Genomic DNA, 1,456 nt, shown 5'->3' with positions numbered 1-1,456 from the left:
GCCCGCACCTCGTCCTACGGCCATTTCGGCCGTACCCCGGACAAGGACGGCGGTTTCTCCTGGGAAAAGACCGACCTGGCCGACGCGCTGAAGCGCGCCGTCTGATCAATTACCTCTCCCCGCTTGCGGGGAGAGGTCGGCGCGCAGCGCCGGGTGAGGGGGACTATCCGCGAAGCGGTGTTTGTTGAGAGAGCCCCTCACCATCGCCGATGCTCAGCATCGGCGCTCTTGGAATGAAGAACGGCGGCCGTAGGCCGCCGATGCCCTCTCCCCGCAAGAGCGGGGCGAGGGAGCGGACCGCGCCATAAAGCGTCCAGTTTCATCTTGTACCGATAAGTCCGAATTCACCTGTTCAGGAACCCATCACATGACCGCCGCCGCCAAGAAGCCCGCCTTCACCGATTACATCGTCAAGGACATTTCGCTCGCCGACTTCGGCCGCAAGGAGATATCGCTGGCCGAGACCGAGATGCCCGGCCTGATGGCGACGCGCGAGGAATACGGCCCGAAGCAGCCGCTGAAGGGCGCCCGCATCGCCGGCTCCCTGCACATGACGATCCAGACCGCGGTGCTGATCGAGACGCTGGCGGCGCTGGGCGCCGACATCCGCTGGGTCTCCTGCAACATCTATTCGACCCAGGACCACGCCGCGGCCGCGATCGCGGCGGCCGGCATTCCCGTGTTCGCGGTGAAGGGCGAGAGCCTGGTTGAATACTGGGACTACACCGCCCGGATGTTCGACTGGCACGGCGGCGGCACCCCAAACATGATCCTCGATGACGGCGGCGACGCCACCATGCTGGTGCATCACGGCCTGCGCGCCGAGCAGGGGGACGTCGCGTTCCTCGACAAGCCGGAATCGGAAGAAGAGGAAGTGTTCTACGCGCTGATCAAGAAGCTGCTGAAGGAAAAGCCCAAGGGTTACTTCGCCGAGATCGCGAAGAACATCAAAGGCGTTTCGGAAGAAACCACCACGGGCGTGCACCGCCTCTACGAGATGCAGAAGAGCGGCAAGCTGCTGTTCCCGGCGATCAACGTCAACGACAGCGTCACCAAGTCGAAGTTCGACAACCTCTATGGTTGCCGCGAGTCGCTGGTCGATGGCATCCGCCGCGGCACCGACGTCATGATGTCCGGCAAGATCGCGATGGTCGCGGGCTTCGGCGACGTCGGCAAGGGCTCGGCGGCCTCGCTGCGCCAGGCCGGCTGCCGCGTCATGGTGTCCGAAATCGATCCGATCTGCGCGCTGCAGGCGGCGATGGAAGGCTATGAGGTCGTCACCATGGAAGACGCGGCGCCCCGCGCCGACATCTTCGTCACCGCCACCGGCAACAAGGACATCATCACCATCGAGCATATGCGCGCGATGAAGGACCGCGCCATCGTCTGCAACATCGGTCACTTCGACAACGAGATCCAGATCGCGCATCTGAAGAACCTGAAGTGGGACAACATC

The 1,456-nt window shown here is 63.7% G+C and carries 1 protein-coding gene; it reads left to right on the top strand.

Features of this window, described 5'->3' with window-relative positions:
• Positions 1 to 367: 367 nt before the first annotated feature.
• Positions 368 to 1,456: adenosylhomocysteinase (locus Q7U29_RS05255; RefSeq protein WP_304739229.1), on the top strand; the 1,089-nt coding region annotated here is incomplete at its 3' end.

This window comes from Bradyrhizobium sp., from assembly GCF_030654605.1.
Classification (GTDB): domain Bacteria; phylum Pseudomonadota; class Alphaproteobacteria; order Rhizobiales; family Xanthobacteraceae; genus Bradyrhizobium.
Note: the sequence above shows the minus strand (reverse complement) of the source record. Positions and strands in the feature narration are given on the sequence as shown.